At 49.2% G+C, this 17,907-nt stretch carries 12 protein-coding genes and 1 pseudogene; 6 read left to right on the forward strand and 7 right to left on the reverse strand.

The genetic code is table 11. The annotated features are described in order from the left end of the window. Nucleotides 1-7: 7 nt before the first annotated feature. Both ACR2PX_RS18985 and ACR2PX_RS18990 read right to left on the reverse strand, forming a co-directional pair. Nucleotides 8-1,366, reverse strand: coding sequence for a PTS sugar transporter subunit IIC (locus ACR2PX_RS18985; protein WP_434000931.1), 1,359 nt, complete (start codon nucleotides 1,364-1,366; stop codon nucleotides 8-10). A 343-nt stretch (nucleotides 1,367-1,709) separates the two neighbouring features. Beyond that, entirely contained in the window at nucleotides 1,710-2,774 is a 1,065-nt protein-coding gene (locus ACR2PX_RS18990) for a LacI family DNA-binding transcriptional regulator (RefSeq protein WP_434000932.1), read from the reverse strand. Nucleotides 2,775-3,202: 428 nt separating this feature from the next. Between ACR2PX_RS18990 and ACR2PX_RS18995 the strand changes: the two genes are divergently transcribed. The 6 genes and pseudogenes from ACR2PX_RS18995 to ACR2PX_RS19020 all read left to right on the forward strand — a co-directional run bounded on the left by ACR2PX_RS18995 (nucleotide 3,203) and on the right by ACR2PX_RS19020 (nucleotide 12,262). Next, nucleotides 3,203-4,792 (forward strand): FGGY-family carbohydrate kinase, encoded by a 1,590-nt coding sequence (locus ACR2PX_RS18995; protein WP_434000933.1) that lies wholly within the window; start codon nucleotides 3,203-3,205, stop codon nucleotides 4,790-4,792. Between the two features lie 107 nt (nucleotides 4,793-4,899). Then, nucleotides 4,900-6,549 carry a hypothetical protein gene (locus tag ACR2PX_RS19000; RefSeq protein WP_434000934.1) on the forward strand — a complete coding sequence of 550 codons (1,650 nt, stop codon included), beginning with the start codon at nucleotides 4,900-4,902 and terminating at the stop codon, nucleotides 6,547-6,549. 105 nt (nucleotides 6,550-6,654) lie between these two features. Then, entirely contained in the window at nucleotides 6,655-7,608 is a 954-nt protein-coding gene (tal, locus tag ACR2PX_RS19005) for a transaldolase (protein WP_434000935.1), read from the forward strand. Between the two features lie 146 nt (nucleotides 7,609-7,754). Continuing rightward, nucleotides 7,755-8,685: pseudogene (locus tag ACR2PX_RS19010) on the forward strand (transketolase-like TK C-terminal-containing protein); the annotation flags it as partial. 93 nt (nucleotides 8,686-8,778) lie between these two features. Beyond that, on the forward strand, nucleotides 8,779-10,020 hold the full coding sequence (locus ACR2PX_RS19015) for a sugar MFS transporter (protein WP_434000936.1): 1,242 nt from the start codon (nucleotides 8,779-8,781) through the stop codon (nucleotides 10,018-10,020). 253 nt (nucleotides 10,021-10,273) lie between these two features. Continuing rightward, complete coding sequence (locus ACR2PX_RS19020; protein WP_434000937.1) at nucleotides 10,274-12,262, forward strand: alpha-amylase family protein; 1,989 nt, start codon at nucleotides 10,274-10,276, stop codon at nucleotides 12,260-12,262. Between the two features lie 28 nt (nucleotides 12,263-12,290). Here the strand turns inward: ACR2PX_RS19020 and ACR2PX_RS19025 are convergent, their stop codons facing one another. The 5 genes from ACR2PX_RS19025 to ACR2PX_RS19045 form a co-directional block, all read right to left on the reverse strand. Next, a complete protein-coding gene (locus ACR2PX_RS19025; protein WP_434000938.1) occupies nucleotides 12,291-12,434 on the reverse strand; it encodes a hypothetical protein in 144 nt (47 codons plus the stop codon). Nucleotides 12,435-12,499: 65 nt separating this feature from the next. Then, nucleotides 12,500-13,285, reverse strand: coding sequence for a LamB/YcsF family protein (locus tag ACR2PX_RS19030; protein ID WP_434000939.1), 786 nt, complete (start codon nucleotides 13,283-13,285; stop codon nucleotides 12,500-12,502). Beyond that, on the reverse strand, nucleotides 13,275-14,276 hold the full coding sequence (locus ACR2PX_RS19035) for a 5-oxoprolinase/urea amidolyase family protein (protein WP_434000940.1): 1,002 nt from the start codon (nucleotides 14,274-14,276) through the stop codon (nucleotides 13,275-13,277). Before ACR2PX_RS19035 ends, ACR2PX_RS19030 begins: the two co-directional genes overlap by 11 nt. After that, complete coding sequence (pxpB, locus tag ACR2PX_RS19040) at nucleotides 14,273-14,992, reverse strand: 5-oxoprolinase subunit PxpB (RefSeq protein WP_434000941.1); 720 nt, start codon at nucleotides 14,990-14,992, stop codon at nucleotides 14,273-14,275. The genes ACR2PX_RS19035 and pxpB overlap by 4 nt, the downstream gene beginning before the upstream one ends. Before the next feature lie 111 nt (nucleotides 14,993-15,103). Then, nucleotides 15,104-17,782, reverse strand: a complete 2,679-nt coding sequence (locus ACR2PX_RS19045; protein ID WP_434000942.1) for a pentapeptide repeat-containing protein — start codon at nucleotides 17,780-17,782, stop codon at nucleotides 15,104-15,106. Nucleotides 17,783-17,907 lie beyond the last annotated feature (125 nt).

Genomic DNA, 17,907 nt, shown 5'->3' on the forward strand with positions numbered 1-17,907 from the left:
GGATTTGTCAACTGAGAGCACTTTCAACACCTTTGATACATGACCCTGTTTCCATTGTGTCACTCTTATCGTTCTTTTTCGCTTGTTCTGCTTCCCGGGCCAGGCACTGTTTTTCAAATACCTTGAAGAATGGGTAATAAATGAAAACATTCAAAACAATAAGTCCAAGGCTCAATACTGGAGCAAGTACGTCCCCCCCGGTGGCCAGAAAGGCTCCGATAGGTGCTGGTGTTGTCCATGGTGCCATCAGGAACATTTTGCCTACGATTCCAAAATCAACGACCAGGTAGGCAATGACTGCATTGGCTAGTGGACACAGGATCAAAGGTACAAACAGGATCGGGTTCATCACAATGGGCAGGCCATAAACAATCGGCTCACCAATGGAGAAGAAGGCAGGCACCACACCAATTTTACCGATAGAGCACATGTGAATTGAACGACTGCGTAACAACAGGAACGTCAGGGCCAGTAAACCACCGGTAGCGCCATGGACAACATAGAAGTCCCAGAACGAATTGGTAACCACGTACGGCAATGCTTCTCCGGCCTGCATGGCTAACATGTTCGAGGTCATATTAGAGATCAGGAAAGGCGTCCAAAGCTGCATAATTACTAGGGAACCATTAATGCCGGCAAACCACAATAGATGGGTTGCCAGTACCACCAGTATGATGGCACCCAGGGAGTCTGAAGCCTGAATCAAAGGAGCCATCCAACCCATGATCAGTGCTGGCACAGCTGAATTAAAACTGCTTTCCAACCAGAGGGCAGCCGGATAAAGCGTCAACAGAACTGCCAGAACAGGAATCACAATATTCAGAGATTCAGAAACGGACGATGGCACTTCCTTTGGCAGGCGAATACAGATGTTAAGTCGCTCAAGTAAGCGAGCCAGTTCTACTGTGTAAAAAGCAATAAAAATGGCTGGAAAGAGTCCTGCCCCCCCCATGTACGACAACTCCATCTTACTGCCCTCATAGGGAGCACAAATTAACAGGAAAGTCATGACAGAAAGAAAGGCGGCCGGAAGCGGTTCACGCTCATAACGTTTGGCGAGGTTGTAAGCAATACTGGCAGAAACAAACAGAGCGATGGCATTGAATGACATTTGGAAAACACGCCACATGGGGTCCGCTGCTGCTGCAGCGAAATCAACCCAGGCTCGACCCAAAAAGTTGGTAGTTTCTTTGCTGAAGGGGGGTTCCAGCAGAATCAGCATGAAACTGCCAACAATGAGGAAAGGGAGTACCAGGATAAAACCGTCCCGAATAGCGGCAATATGGGGCTGCTTTTCCAGACGGATAGCAACTGGCTGGACATAGGTTTCCATGATATCACCGATCCGCTTAATCACTCTGCTCATGATTTCCTCTTGGACGTTGATTTTCGATTGCTATTACGACATAGCAAATCTATCGGATAAGTTTTTTTATAATATTGATCGATATCAAGCAATCTTGTGTTGTGGTGATGATTCTTGGGAGAAATTGTTGATTCCGGCTATACCCATCACCTTTGAAGATGTGAGAGTGTTGACCGCTCTCGCTCCACCGGGATGCCGGACCATCCAATCACCTGCTATTTGTAGGTTCATAGGGCTTCGTTCGTTTGCCGCCTATTCACATCTTCAAAGGTAACGGGTATATAAGCTACGGCTCAGATGCATAGGTATTTGCACAGTCTAGCTGCAAGCACTGCTACCCCGGTTAGCAGCGATATGTCAGAATCCTCTCGCCAGGGGGTTTTTCCACTTTCAGAGAAGATTTCCGCACTGTTACTTCGGGCTGAATGATATTCTGTCTCTTCTCTGGTATTTCGCCTGCAATCAACTGTTTCATTAGTGTAATGGATAGAGAAGCCAGTGCCGGAATATCCTGCCGCATGGATACAACATGGTTCTGGCAGAACTCCAGCATGGAGTGATCGTCAAAAGAACCTATCACCATATCTGCTGGAATTTTTCCATAATTCTGTCGTAGATATTCCATCGCACCTTCCAGGATCGGCAGTGACACCGATACAATGCCTCCCGGTATTCTTCCCAGAGATTCGCACAGTTGCTGCATGATGGTATAGCCATCTCTGCGTACACTCTGGCCCTGAATAATCGTCTGCCTGTTGGTAAGAGGCTGGCCGGTTTTATTCAATCCGGCGCTTAAACCACGTAGGCGGGCCTGAACAGTAGGGAGGTTGATATCGGCTCCCAGAAAATACAGATCTTCAGTCAGTCCGGCAGCAATCTCACCAAGAGCCTTACCGATAGCCATTCCACCGGCTTCGTTATCAGTCGCTACGACAGGATAGTGTGATGTTCCAAAATCCCGATCTATAAAAACGACAGCTTTCTTATTCTTTTTACTGCCTATTACTTTCTGCCGGACTTCACTGGCAGGTGTGACAAACAATCCGTCTACCCTCCTGTTCAGCAGGTTTCTGGTCACTTCCGCCTCAAACGCCTCATCGTCATCAGAGCAGACAGTGATCAACTGATAACCAGCTTCTCGACAGCCTCGCTCCATCTCTTCAGCCAATTCAGAGAAAAAAGGGTTGGTCAGGCGGGGAATGATAAGGCCCAGTGTCTGTGTTTTCTGGAGCTTCAGGCTTCGGGCGGTCTGGTTAATGGTGTAACCAAACTCATCAACAATGCCCTGAATCTTCTGACGGGTTTTCTCGCTGATCCGGTACTTCTTGTGCTGCCCGTTGATCACAAGGCGAACTGTGGTGACTGAAACCCCAGCCAGCCTGGCTATTTCGTCAACTGTCTTTGTCATAGCCGTCAAAACATCCTGATTGGAAACAAACATTTGAATGGTCGCCAAGGATATAGGAACAAAGGTCAGCTTATCTATGACCTGGAGCGGTTTTTCATCACTCAATGACGAAATATACCCATTGGATTTCAAGATGCTACTAGGCGTCAACCGAGTGAATCCTCAGGAGCCTACAAGTAGTAGGTGACTGAGGTGAGTGAGGGCTGACAACAACGTAGCATCTTGAAAGGCGATGGGTATACAACTTTTGTCAGCTGCAGATATGGAAGCGGTATATGCACAATCAAAAAAAACTCCTCCTGATCAAAAGTCGGCCATTGACTCAGATCAAAGGTAGTAATTATCCCATCATGTTTGTGCTTGAACTGAACAATATAGCGCTATAGTCTTTAGCTAATACGTATTAGCTAAACCCGGATACTCTTTCGATGCAGAACTACTACATTGGTGTCGATGTCGGCTCAGGCAGTGCCAGAGCGGGTCTCTTCGACGCAACAGGCAACAAACTGGCCCAGGCCGTCAGCCCTATCAAACAGTTCCGCCCTGCACAGGACTTTGTAGAACAGTCTTCATCTGATATCTGGTTTCAGGTCTGTGCAGTTGTCAATAGCGTAGTCAGTGAAGCAGCCGTTGCACCTGGGGACATTAAAGGCATCGGTTTTGACGCAACCTGCTCCTTGGTAGCGGTTGACAGCAATGACCAGCCAGTTTCTGTTTCACCAACCGGCAGTGATGATCAAAATATCATCATGTGGATGGACCACAGGGCCATGATTGAAACTGCCGAGATCAATGCCACTGGCAGTGAAGTATTGAAATACGTCGGTGGTGAAGTCAGTCCCGAAATGGAGCTGCCAAAGCTCAAATGGCTGAAGCGTTATCTGCCGGAACAGTACAACCGAGCGGCCCGTTTTTTCGATCTGGCCGATTACCTGGTGTATCGCTCCAGCGGTGAAGACACTCGCAGTGTCTGCACCAAGGTATGCAAGTGGACCTACATGGCCCATGAAAAGCGCTGGGATACAGTGCTGCTGGAAAAGCTGGATCTGGACGACCTGATTGCTGGTGAAAAAATAGGTAACGTCATTGTTGATCCTGGTACACCTGCAGGAAAACTAACAGAGGCAGCCGCTGCTGAGCTGGGTCTGACTGTAAATACGACAGTGGCTGTTGGCATGATTGATGCCCATGCCGGCGGCGTTGGCATCATCGGTGACAAGCCGGAGTCTACCCTGGCGATTATCGGCGGCACTTCTTCCTGCCACATGGCCGTCAGCAAACAGCCCATCTTTGTTGATGGCGTCTGGGGGCCATACTGGGGCGCAATGGTTCCCGGTATGTGGTTGAGCGAAGGAGGACAGTCTGCAGCAGGTTCTCTGATTGATCATGTGATCAATGACAGTGCGTTCTACCCGGAACTGATGAAAATGGCAGAGCAACAGGAGCGCAGCGAGTATGAAATTCTGAATGAAGAAGTCGCTCGCCTGGAAGCAGAAAACCCACATTTTTCTGCTCATTTCCACCTCCTAGGATATCACCACGGCAATCGTTCACCACGGGCTAACCCGCACCTTAAAGGCATGGTTTCCGGATCATCCTTGCACAGGGACCTGACCGAGCTGGCCCGGATTTACCTGGCAGCCATTCAGTCTGTGTCGTATGGAACCCGTCATATTATCGAAACAATGAACAGCGCTGGTCACCAGATCATCCGTATTCACATGTGTGGCGGTGGCACCAAGAACCCGTTGTGGCTACGTGAGCACGCCAATGCTACGGGTTGCGAAATCACCCTCAGTAAAGAAGATGAAGCCGTGATTCTCGGCTCTGCCATGTTGGCCGCAAACGCCTGTGGTGATTTTGCCGAGTTAACTGACGCCATGGCGGCCATGTCTTCCACCGGTAAAGTGATTGCGCCTCAGACTGAAACCAAAGCCTTTCATGATGCCAAGTACAGAGTCTTCCACGAACTGTACGAAGACCAGATGAAGTACAAGGCAATGATGCGTGAATTCTGATTCAACAAACTCTTGGTAACCCCATGCAGCCGACCCCGAACAGCTGCATCTTCATAGAAAATAGAACACAAGCCCTGTTGTTCAGGGCTTCGATGGAGTTAACAACAATGACCACTTTAGCCCTCAACCTGCCTGAACAGAAAGAGCGCCTTGTTCTCGAAGGTAAAGAAGTCTTCGTTATTGCCAATGGTGACCTGCGTGACACTGCCAACCAAACGTGCTGGGAGGTTCAGCAGTCTTTTGAGAGCAAGCTCGAAGTCGCTTTAAAAGATAAATTTGGCTTCAGTGTTCGCCGTGCTCATCCGGTAAAAAACGAACAGGGGCATGGCTTTATCAGTAATCAACGTGAAGGGGCTGATGTCGTCGCTTCCATTGACCCTAAAGCGCCTGTGATTGTATTGATGACCGCCTGGCAATACTCTCACCATATCGCTCCTTCTCTGGTACATCATGAAGGCCCAATTTTGCTGCTGGCTAATTTCGATGGTACCTGGCCAGGCCTGGTAGGCGCTCTGTGCATGGCAGGAACCCTGACCAGTCTGGGTAAAGATTACAGCCGTCTGTGGTCTGAAAACTTTGATGATGATTTCTTTTACATGGGCCTGCAGTCCTGGCTGGAAAGTGGTCAGATTGAACACAACACCTCTTACCTGAAAGAAATTACTGCAGAGCACCCTGTTATGGCCACTGAAGCTGGCAAAATGGGTCAGCAGGTAGGTGAATACATACTGGAAAACAAGGAAATCATGGGCCTGTACGACATGTTCTGTATGGGTATGATGAACGGTGTATTCCCGCAGGAGTCTATGGTCAAAATTGGCATGCCGATTGAGGCTCTGTCCCAGTCTGCATTGCTGCACGACATGAGCCTGGTATCCGATGAACTGCAGGAAGAATGCCTGCAGTGGTATATCGATCAGGGAATGGATTTTAAATTCGGTACCGACTCTGCTACCGAACTGACCCGTGAGCAGGTAAAAGAGCAGTGCGCGATGATGATTGCCATGGCTCGTGCAACCAAACGCTTTGGCCTGACCAGTGTCGGTGTTCAATACCAGCAGGGCTTGAAGGACAGCTGTGCAGCTTCTGACTTTGCCGAAGGCGCTATCGGCTCTACTGCCCGTTTCCCGATTCCAGACGAAAACGGCGACATTATCTGTGAAGGCAAGCCAATCCCCTGCATCAATGAAGTTGACATGGGTACCGCTATACCTCAAACCATGCTGTTCCGCCTGCTGGACAGCCTGGCTCTGCCATCCGAAACCACGCTGCACGACATCCGCTGGGGCAGTGAGTTTGAAGGCACCTACTACTGGGATTTTGAAATCTCCGGTAACGTACCTTTCGAGCACATTAAAGGTGGCATCGCCGGCGCTATCGGCAATCGTCAACCAGCCATGTATTTCCCTCTGGGTGGCTCCACTGTCAGTGGTCAGTGCAAGGCAGGAACCTTTGTCTGGGCTCGTGCTCACTATGAAGGAACCGATGTTCACATGCATATTGGCACAGGTACGGCTTATGAACTGCCCCAGGAAGAATTCCAGCGTCGCCTGAATGCCACGGAAAAGTCATGGCCTCTGATGAACTGTGTTCTGGACGGTGTTGGACGTGACGACCTGATGGCTGGCCACCAGAGCAATCACATCTCTGTTGCCTACGTACCGGAAGAGAACCTGAAAGAAGTGGTTCAGGCTTTCGCTGCACAGGCGCTGACCCAGAATATGCGTGTTCACCTGGCTGGTGATATCGCTATCTGATCCTGCCAATGGCGTGGTAATTTTTATCACGCCATTTCCTGTCAGGTTTACCTTTGACAGGCTTCCAGTTTTCCAGACCCACTCCTTTCTCAGGTATTGCCCGTTATGAATCAACTGGAACAATTAAAAGCTATCACTAAAATAGTGGCTGACACCGGTGATATTGATGCGATAAAGCGCTATCAACCAGTGGATGCAACCACTAACCCGTCATTGATTCTGAAGGCGGCAACTCTGCCGCAATATACAAACCTGATGAGTGAAGCTCTGGAGTATGGGCGTCGTAAATCAGATCACAAAGCCGAGCAGACGGGCCATGCCTGCGACTACCTGACCGTTGGTATTGGTAAGGAGATTCAGGCTGTTGTTCCCGGTTTTATTTCCACTGAAGTGGATGCCCGGTTGTCATTTGATACAGAAGCCACACTGACCAAGGCTCGTGACCTGATCAAACTCTATAAAGAGATGGGGGCTGACACTTCACGAGTGCTGATCAAGATTGCTTCTACATGGGAAGGCATTAAAGCAGCAGAAATTCTGGAAAAGGAAGGCATTCGCTGCAATCTGACCCTGCTGTTCAGCTTTGCCCAGGCACAGGCCTGTGCGGAGGCTGGTGCCTACCTGATCTCGCCTTTCGTGGGCCGCATTCTGGACTGGTATAAAAAAGACACAGGTATCGAACAGTACGCACCCGCCGAAGATCCCGGCGTTATTTCTGTCACTGAAATCTACGACTTCTACAAACAGCACGGCTATAAGACCGTGGTAATGGGCGCAAGCTTCCGCAATATTGACGAGATCCGTCAGCTGGCCGGTTGCGACTGCCTGACAATCAGTCCAGCACTGCTGGATGAACTGGAACAGAATCAAGAACCTCTGCAGCAAAAACTTTTTGCAGATCAGTCTGCCGACACTACAGATAAAACAGGACAGACCGAAGCTGGCTTCCGCTGGGCCATGAATGACAACCCAATGGCTACGGAAAAACTGGCCGAAGGCATTCGCAACTTCGCCGCAGATCAGGGCAAACTGGAAGTTCTGGTGACAGAACAGATTTAGCAGGCCCGCTCGTTTTTTCCCTTTGGGAAAGGTTTTTTATTCGTGAATGCAGCTTTTCTTCATCAGGTTCGCCAGGAAAAAAATCTGCATTCTTTGCTCAAGTTTCTTCAAGACTGATTATTGATCCCTTCATGGAAAACAAACAACAACTCGCCAACGCTATTGAAAGCGAATGGAACTGCAAATTTGCAACCTATAAGACCGCACACCCCGAGCTGGCCGCCGAATTCAAACGCCGCATGAAAGGTCAGCTGCCTGCCGACTTCTCTGAAAAGGCCGATGGCAACTACCTGAACTATGGCGTTCGTGAATTTGGCATGAGCGCCATCATGAACGGTATCGCACTGCATAAAGGCTTTATTCCCTACGGTGCCACCTTCCTGATATTCATGGAATACGCCCGTAATGCCGTCCGAATGGCGGCGTTGATGAAACAACGTTCAATCTTCGTTTATACCCACGATTCCATTGGCCTCGGTGAAGATGGCCCAACCCATCAGCCTGTGGAACAGGTTGCCAGTCTCCGCAATACGCCCAACATGAATACCTGGCGTCCCTGTGACACTGTTGAGTCTGCAGTAGCATGGAAGTCTGCGGTTGAACGTGAAGATGGCCCCAGCGCCCTGATCTTTTCCCGCCAGAACCTCAGACATCAATACCGCAGCGCTGCCCAGCTGGCCAGTATCGCCAGGGTGCCTACATCCTGAAAGACAGTGAAGAGGCTCCAGAGTTGATCCTCATCGCTACCGGTTCCGAAGTTGAACTGGCTGTAGCTGCTGCTGAGCAGATGGACAGGCAGGGACGCGGGGTTCGCGTTGTGCCATGCCGTCGCCTGAAGTTTTTGAACAGCAGGATGCAGAGTACCGTCAGCAGGTTCTGCCAGTAGAAATCACTGCCCGTGTCGCGGTGGAAGCCCTGCACGCAGACTACTGGTACAAATATGTTGGTCTCGATGGTCGCATCGTTGGCATGAAGGGCTTTGGCGAGTCAGCTCCGGCAGGCGAGCTCTACAAGCTGTTCGGAATTACGGTGGATGCTGTCATAGCGCAGGCAACTGAACTGCTGAAGGCAGAGTAATTCTTTTTTCAGGGCTTACAGGCTGCCGAAATATATCTCGGCAGCCTTTGTTATTTCAGTGTTTGATTAAATCGTAATTAAGAGAGAGAAATTATGTCCGCGTCTAAAGCTGTCAGGCAGCGCGTCGCTCTGGGCCTGCTAAGTGGTGTGTTCTTTATCTGGGGCTTTCTGACCTCGCTCAACAGTGTCCTGGTTCCCTATCTGCAACAGCAGTTCCAGTTAACTTATACCAGTTCCATGCTGATCCAACTGGCGTTTTATCTTGCCCCCTTTCTGGCCTGTCTGCCCACAGCAGCCCTGATCAGCAGATATGGCTACCGGAAAACACTGCTTGGTGGGCTGCTGTTGATTATTCTGGGTTGCCTGACCTTTTACCCGGCCACTGATGTTTTTTCTTTTCCCATGGTATTGATTGCCATTTTTATCACCGCCATGGGTGTTGCCTCTCTGCAGGTTGTAGCAAACCCCTATGTAGCAATGCTGGGCGATTCGGAAAGTGCTCCCGCAAGACTCTCGCTGTCGTCTGCCATCAATTCTCTTGGTACGACACTGGCTCCCTATATTGGAGCTGCACTGCTATTCGGTGCAGTGGGAAGTGCCGCTGAACAGGTCAAACTGGTGCAACTGCCCTATCTTGCCTGTGCCCTGGGTATAAGTGTTATTGTAGCGCTCATCGCCAGGATGAAAATGCCTGAGACAAGTACAGAAGCCCTGGCAGAAACTCCGTCAACAATTTCTATCTGGCGATACCGGCACTTGGTATTCGGTATCGGTACGATTTTCTGCTACGTCGGTGTTGAGGTCAGCGTGGGCACTTTCATGCTGAGCTACTTCAGCTCACCGAACCTGGGTGGTCTGACAATGCAAAGTGCTGGCAAACTGGTCGCCCTGTACTGGGCAGGAGCAATGATTGGTCGGGTCGCTGGAAGCCTGCTCTTTCGCTGGATTCGTGCCCGGAATATACTGATCTTCAATGCCCTGCTGGCCATTGTGTTACTGATCACGGCAATTATGGTTTCAGGTAAGACAGGGATTATCGCCCTGATCGCTATAGGGCTTTGTAATTCCATCATGTACCCGGTCATTTTCTCTCTAGCTCTGGATAAATTGGGCAATCAGGCAGGCAAAGCATCTGCGCTTCTGGTCATGGCAGGTATTGGTGGTGCGGTCTGGCCAATTATGCAGGCTCTTATTGCTGACAGCTCTGGCCTACAGTCGTCTTTCTGGGTGCCGGTTATGGGTTATCTTGTCATTGTTTCCTATGGGGCGCGAGGCTACAAGCCTTTAGTCGCGGAAAAAGATCATCCAGAACAGCTGGATGTCAACTTTTCCTGAGCAAAAAAAACTGCTCTATTCCAGCCTCTGCTTTTAGAAATACTGACAAATTACCCATTCATGGCTTTGTCAGTATTTCTGAGCTGTTGTCATTCCTGAAAGGTTTGACAATGTTACACGATGAAAATAGTCATTTCCGTTCAAAAATGTTGACCCATGTCATGGTCAGAGTTTTCAAGCTTCTTTAGCCTGTGTGCTAGCACGACTTAGTTATAGCTATGCTGGATGTTTTCGATTTTTCTCCGGAGTTACCATGAGCCATCTGCCATTTCGCCAGATTCATCTTGATTACCACACTAGTCAGCATATCCCCGGTGTTGGCGATCAGTTTGACGTGAAAGAGTTCGCCGATACGCTGGAAAAGGCACGAGTCAATTCCATTACCTGTTTTGCCCGCTGTCATCATGGGCTTATGTACTTTGATTCTGAAGTACATCCGGAGCGTGTTCACCCGAATCTTGAAAACAAGAACATGCTCGTTGAACAGATTGCCGAGCTTCATAAGCGTGGAATTCGCGTCCCCATCTACACGACAGTTCAATGGGATGAATACACTTCCGAGCACCATCCTGAGTGGCATGTGATTGGCGAGCATGGTGGAATGACAGCGGGTCTGTATGAAGCGACGTTCCGCCGTACTTTGTGTGTAAATTCTCCTTATCGTGCTTTCCTGAAAGATCACCTCAAGGACATGTTCTCCCAGTTCCCGGTTGACGGACTGTTTCTGGATATCGTCAAAACTATCGACTGTTCCTGCCGCTGGTGCCGCGCCGGGATGAAGGAGCAGGGCCTGAATGCAAGCGATAAAGCTGCCCGCATGACGTATGCAGTAGAAATGATGAAGGAGTTCAAGGAAGATCTGTCCACCTTCATTCGTGAACATAATGAAGAGTGTGAAATCTTCTACAATCAGGGACACATCAGCCCGGACACCCGTGAGTCTCTGCATAATTATAACCATCTGGAGGTAGAATCCCTGCCCAGTGGTGAATGGGGTTACGGACACTTCCCGACAGTGGTTCGCTATGCGCGTACTCTTGGCGCAGACTTCATGGGGATGACCGGCAAGTTCCACACCTCATGGGCTGACATGCATTCCTTCAAGAATCAGGCTGCACTGGAATATGAAATTTTCCACATGATCGCAATGAATGGTAAGTGCTCCATTGGCGATCAGCTGCATCCTAATGGCAAGATTTCTGATGACACTTATGATCTGATTGGTTCTGTATATTCTCAGGTTGAGAAAAAAGAACCCTGGTGTGCCGGTGCCAAAGCAATGACTGATATCGGTGTACTCAACCCTGAAGAATTCCGTTTGACCATCGAACACTCTGATCAGGCGAAGGTGTTGCAGGGTGTAACACGCATACTGGCGGAAGCGGGTCATCAATTCGACATTATTGATACTAAAGCTACGTTTGAAGACTACAAGCTGCTGATTCTGGCAGACGAAGTTGAAGTATCTGCACCGCTGGCTGAGCGACTGGAGCAGTTTACTGAGAATGGCGGCAAGATTCTGGCCACTCACAAGTCAGGCTTGAACCCTGAAGGTACTGCCTTTGCCAGTGATCTGTTTGGTGTGAAACGGGTGGGAGAAGCGCCATTCAGTCCTGATTTTCTGATGCCTGAAGGCATGATAGGTCAAGGGCTGCGCAAGACTGAACACGTCATGTATCAGAAAGGTCTGCAGGTAGAAGCACTGGCAGGCAGTGAAGTATTGTGCGAAACCTACGTACCTTACTTCAATCGTACATGGGAGCATTATTGCTCACACATGCACACGCCTTCCACTGAAAAAGCGGGCTACCCCGGCGTCGTGCAGAAGGGTAACGTGATTTACTTCATGCATCCTGTTTTCAATCAGTATGTGCAGAATGCACCGCTCTGGGTGAAACGTATGGTATTGAATGCCATTGAGGGTTTGCTGCCACAACCCACCCTGCGTCACAGCGGTCCAGCCAGTGTTATTGCTGCAGTGAATGAACAGAGCGCAGAAAATCGTGCCGTTGTGCATCTGTTGCACTACATTCCTGAAAGCAAGTCTGATGAAACCCTGATCATTGAAGATGTCATTCCCCTGCATGAGTTGAAACTGTCTCTGAACATGGTTGAAAAAGTTGCAAAAGTGACATGTGTGCCTGAAATGTCTGTCCTGGAACACAAGGTCGTCGATGGCCGTCTGGAGTTTGTTCTGCCAAAACTGAATGGTCACCAGATAATTGAACTTCAGTACGCCTAAATGCCCTCCTCTGGCAGGCTGAAGCGTTTCAGCCTGCTCTCTTTCGCTCCCCCTCGAGCTTCCTGACTCCAATATCAGCCAATCGCTCCACTTCCATCAGCAGGGTTATGAACGGCTCGGGAGCCAGAGATACCGCTCGTGTATTGGGTATCAGCCCTACCGGAGCGGTCATGCACTTAACCTGAGTTTAGAAAGGTGTGAAGACATGTGAGCGCGGATTCTCAGGCAACCGGCAGGTTATGTTCGAAGGGTGTTTATGGCTTGAACCTTGATACCCTGCTGCTGCAGAAATCGCTCGCAGCCACGGACAAAGTCCTGAGCCCAGGGGCCATCGCCATGAATACAGAGCGTATCGGCCTGGATGGCAATCGTCTGGCCATCCAGTGAGGTAACCTGTTTGTGCAGCACCATATCTCTGATCTGGTCGAGAGACTTTTGCTTGTCTTCAATCATTGCCCCGGCTTGATTCCTGGGAGTGAGCTGGCCATTGTTCTGATAGCTGCGATCGGCAAAGACTTCGCTGGCGGTTGTCAGGCCAATAGCTTCAGCCTGAGATATAAGGCAGCTACCGGCTAATCCATAGAGAATCAATTCAGGATTAAACTGGTAAACTGCTTCGGCTATGGCGTTGGCAAGGTCTGGGTCTTGGGCCGCTTTATTGTACAGGGCACCGTGGGGTTTTACATGGTGTAGCTGACTGCCTTCTGCGGTTACAAAGGCACTCAGTGCTCCTATTTGATAAAGCATCAGGGTGTAGGCTTCTGACGGGCTGATGTTCAAACTTCGGCGACCAAAGCCCTGAAGGTCGGGAAATCCAGGATGAGCACCAACGGCTACATTGTGTTCCAGTGCCAATTTTACTGTGTCCGCCATAATGTTTGGGTCGCCCGCATGAAAACCGCAGGCAATATTGGCAGAACTGATATACGGCATGATTCCGGCATCGTTCCCCATAGTGTACTGGCCAAAGCTTTCACCCATGTCGCAGTTAAGGTCCAGTGTCAGTGCTTTATCAGTATTCATCTTGGATGCGGTTCCAGTAATGTTTAGCGGCAATGGCGAGGCGATTCAGGCTGGTTCTCTGTTCTATCAGTTCTTGCTGGGCTTCTTCAACAGTGACTTCCTGAAAGGTCAGTGTATCGGACGGTTTCAGCTGGGCCACTCTGGGCAAGTCTACGGAAATGATATTCCCGATTTTTGGGTATCCTCCGGTAGGTTGACAATCGCTCATCAGAATAATGGGCTGACCTTGAGGGGGGATTTGAATGGAGCCAGTCGTTGTACCTTCTGTGATCAGGCTATCAGCATGGCTGCTATCAATTTTTTGACCAGACAGGCGGTAGCCCATTCGATCTGAATCGGGTCGTACGGTGTACTTCTGATTTTGGAAAGCTTCCTGGTTTTTCCCTGAAAACCAAGAGGCTTGTGGGCCACGAATAAAACGAATGGGCTGAACGTTTATGGGGTCTTCAAGGTAATGAGTAAACTCATGGCCGGCAGCAATATCAGGTTGGAAACGGTTCTTTAAAGGCCTGGTTTTTGAAGGCCAGGGTGTAAAGCGGAGTGAGTCATTCTCTTTGAGGCCCCGACCTTTATGGCCACCGATCTGGGCTCTTAAGTAAGTACTGCAGCTTCCCAGAACCTTATCGATCTGGAATCCATTTTTTATGGCCAGGTAGCCACGACAGCCTGTTCTAAGACCCGCTATCTTCAGTATTTGACCGGCGTTAACGATGGCGGCACTGTTGGCTGGAATCCGTTGATCATCCAGTGTGGCATGGGCTTTTCCGCCACCAAGGAAGATTACAGCCGGGTTGTGAAATTCTAATGTAGGTCCCGTCAGGGTGAATTCCAGCACCGGAGCATTCTCGGGATTATCCAGCATCAGGTTCGACACTCTGGCTGCCAGAGTGTCCATAGTGCCGCTGGTTGAAAAGCCCAGGTTTCGAAAACCCAGTCTCCCCTGATCCTGAACACTGGTAAGCATGCCGGGTTCTATAACTGTCAGGCTCATCCTTTCCTCTCTATGGATCTATGTGTCTCCAGTGCCTGATGTTCCTTATAGGAAATGGCTTTGAACCGTATTTTGTCTCCGGGCTTAAGTAATGTTGGAGAGTCGGCATTAAAATCCACCAGAGAAACAGGAGCATGGCCAATCAGCTGCCAGCCTCCCGGAGTAGAAAGGGGGTAGATGCCCGTCTGTTCTCCGGCAATACCCACCGAGCCAGCGGGTATCTCCAGTCGAGGGCTTTCCAGTCTTGGTGTGCTTAGCCTTTTATCCATACCGCCCAGAAAGGGAAAGCCGGGAGCAAAGCCCAGAAAGTAGACGTCATAGATGGCTGTTGTGTGGAGGTTGATTACTTCTTCTGAGCTTAGGTTACAGTGACTGGCAACCTGATCCAGGTCCGGAGCAAATTCACCCTCATAGCAAACAGGTACTTCTATCAGGTTGCCTGCTCTAACTTCCTTCACCTTGAGTTCTTGCAGAGTGCTGAGAATTTTTTCTTTTAGTGCTTCGTAGGGTCGCTTTGCCTGAACCTGACAGGGATCGTAATAGACGGTCAAAGTAGTGTAGGCCGGAACCATCTCAATAACTTCTATGAAATGAGCTTTGAGTAATAATTTTGCTGCAGCATGAACGGTCTGGTTTATCTCTGGCGTAATCTGATCACCAAAGTTCAGCAATAGGGCAGAATCACCCAGAGGAATGCACTGACAGGGATGGTTCATATTCTTGTCGTTTTCTTAAGGCCTGCAACCGATTCTAACACATAGGCAGGCTATGAAAGTGGGCTTGTTTCTAAGTGGGCTTGTTTCTATGTGGGATCGGTGCCAGATCTGTTATTTGTCAGTTGAGCGATAGCGTTCAATCTCTTCAGGAGAGAAGCTGATAAGGTCTATCAGACCATCATTGTTGGTAATGGCTTTAAATTGTTCACAACTGATATCGGTATTCAGCTTCCAGTCTGTCATCAGATCGACCCATTCCTGGCAATGCCACTTCTGGTCAATGTAATGCTTGCTTGCCAGGAGTTGAGGTGGAGTCACTTTTGCCCCGGTTGCCTGACAACCTTCAAATTCTGCATTCGTAATGTCACAGCTTCTAAGATCAATGGCGTTAAATGTACAGCTGGTGAACAGAACTCCCTTGAAAACGGTATTGTGCATGGAAGTCTGTTGGAAGTTGAGTTCCCTGATGCTTGATCCCAGAGCAAAAGTAATGTCATCCAGGTTTTGTATCACCCCTCTTTTCAAGTCTGGATTTTGCAAACAGAGTTTTTCATATTGGTGGGGCCCCGCAGCAGAGATGACGGAAATAGCAGCGTCGATTGAGGGTGAGTCAGGATGAGTAGCCTGGGTTACTCTCATGAATTCATGTTCGACGGTTTCTTCAGGCGAAGCCATTCTGAAGTCCTGGCCATCAGGCCATCTTAAGGTATCTTCATTGATTGATGAAGCAGCACTACCTGTTGCTTCATCAGGAACATGGAGAGGATCAGTTTCCTCCAGACTGAAGTTTTCAAAGCAGGTTTCGTTGGCATGAAACATGGTTGATCCGTCTGCATATTGCTCGGGTGTGACTTTATAGAGCTGAACAAACTCAGGCTTGCTATTGCCAGCCCGACAAAAATTGTATGTATAGGCATCCAGCCTTTGTCGTATTAAAGGTTTTACCTGTACAAATACGGCTTTTTTAAAGCCTTCGCTGGAGTAGTTTGATACAGCAAAAGCACGACTGGCACCTCCGCTTTTCAACTGTTCAGCTCGAACAAACTGATCCAGGGGAATCCCTTTTCTTACCCGGTCAACATAAGAATCAATGCTCTGTCCACTGTGCAATATATTAGTCAAAGCCCGGTTGGTCTCAGAGGTCAGTTGCGTTGTCATTTCGGGTGTAGTGCATTTTCGGGCTCGAATAAAAGCATTGTTAAAGACATGGAGGGTCACGTGCTTCTGGTCTTTGATTGTTTTATCAACATCAGATGCAGGGCGGTAATAAACAGGTTTCCCATTAATAATACGACAATGATTAAACCATTGTGGGGTGGGGACGGGTATCGGGTTTGGAGACATGCAGTTTGCCAAAGACCGCTCATAGTGTGCCTGTGCTTCTTCCGGACTACAGTGGCCGGCTCTTATGCCCAGAGTTTGCAGGTGGTGAATAAGGCTCTGGCTCACTTTTGCATTACACCCCGGTAGCCTCAGACGCAGGGTTCCGGTAAAACTATGGTCATCAGGCAGGTTGTCAGCAAACAAGAAGGCATCGATAGATTTTTCTTCCTCTGGCAACCAGTTGAATTTTGGTAGCAAGATATAGTGCACCGGTCTTGTGCCTTGATCCTTATTTTTGGGAGGGTTAATGCTCTGTGTTTCTCCGGTTTCCCAGGCTCTTCCAGAATTGTGGTATTTGAGTCGATATAAATGGCCTCTGCACATCCCTCTTTTGTCCTGAGTAACAACCCTGGCAGGAAATCCTGCCTCTGCTTTCCACTCTGGGAACTGAACCGTTTGCTCAAGCCACAAATCTTCTCCTTCCTTCCTGCTGTTCAGCGCTTGAAGTAAATATTTGGTTTCATGAATGGCTGCTTCCGTTTGTTGAGTGACGGTACCATTGGGGTAACGGCTGTGCTCATGACTTATTTCTTCCAGCCATTCCTGACAGTTGTTGATCAATTGTTGAATGGTATCTTGCCAGTAATCATTCATCTTCATCGTTCTCAGGACATCATCCTGACAATTTTTCTGAAAGGCCTGGTTGATATAAAAATCGAGAATCTCAAGTCTCCTGTGCCAGGGGGCGGGGAGGCCGAGGTTGTCAGAAAGACGACGGCAAGCCGATGGACTGAGCTTCACCCAGGCTTCAGTGACAGGCTGGTTATGGCGATTCAGCATGGTGTAAAGGCGCAGCTCACCCTTTCGAATGTCTCCAGGGGTTGCTGGCAGACAGTGACCGCTGATTCCCGAGGCTTCAATGGCTCTCTGTGCAGCAGGGGTAATTTTCAGTTGAACAAGCCCGCAGTTGGGTTTGGCGGCAAGGTGTGCTGGAAAACGACGCTGAAGAAAAGCAATACGTTCACTGATTACCCAGTAAAGGTGTCTTCTATCTATGGATTTTAATGGCCCGAGCCGTTCAGTCCATTGTTCCAGCTCTTCGATGATGAGATTGGACAATATATCAGCCTGCTCAGCAATGAGTTCCTCGGGGAGATCCTGAAACAAGACTTTGTTCTTCTCGAAGTGAGCCAGCATATCCGGGCTGCACTGAGGGAAAGTGTCAGTCTGTGCAGTAGGTTGACGAAACCATTCCAGTTCAAAAGGCGTGGCTGTGAACTGGCTATCAACTTTTGCCCTTCCGTTGGCGTAAAGACCTGCTGTTGAAAAATCACAAATGACTAGCTTGCCATTGACTGCTTGACACGCTCCGGTAATGTATCCAGATACCCAGAATTGAAGCCATGAGAAACAGGCGGGCTTTTTTGTCTTCAGACAGTTCAGAAAGGTTGGGTTTCTGCAGGGCATTTATCGGTTGAGCGTAAAACCCCGTACTTTGAGTGCGGGGATGTAAGCTCGTCGGCGATAGCCGACTAATGCGGTGTTCTCTGCTGCTGAACGTACTGTTTGATGACTTCTATAGGAGCGCCACC

Source organism: Endozoicomonas sp., assembly GCF_051008435.1.
Taxonomy (GTDB): Bacteria; Pseudomonadota; Gammaproteobacteria; order Pseudomonadales; family Endozoicomonadaceae; genus Endozoicomonas_A.